Here is a 351-nt window from a genome sequence, read left to right as displayed (position 1 = left end):
TCACTGGAAGTGCGAATAGCATCACACTGGTAGGTGCACCTGCGCATGGCAGTGCGAGTGTCAGCGGACTGAATGTCATCTACACACCCGCGCCTGGCTATGTCGGCGCCGACAGTCTGCAATTCACCGCAAGCAATACGTATGGTGTGTCCAATGTGGGGACGATCAACATCACCGTGAGTGGCGTCGCGCCAGTGGCCAATGCACTGCGTGCCAGCGTATTACAAGACAGCGCAAATAACGCTATCCCAGCAAGTGTCAACGGGACCGTCACTAATTTAAGTTTGGCCAGCGCTCCATCGCACGGCACGGCAAATATCAGCGGCCTGAATATTATTTATACGCCGACAT

At 54.4% G+C, this 351-nt stretch carries 1 protein-coding gene; it reads left to right on the top strand.

Features of this window, described 5'->3' with window-relative positions; genetic code table 11:
* A partial coding sequence (locus ACO0KW_RS20395) for an Ig-like domain-containing protein (protein ID WP_423055177.1) occupies positions 1–351 on the top strand: 351 nt, incomplete at both ends.

The sequence above is a fragment of the Undibacterium sp. Ji22W genome (assembly GCF_049340305.1).
In the GTDB taxonomy this organism is placed as follows: domain Bacteria; phylum Pseudomonadota; class Gammaproteobacteria; order Burkholderiales; family Burkholderiaceae_D; genus Undibacterium.
This window is presented reverse-complemented; position numbering and strand designations above follow the sequence as displayed.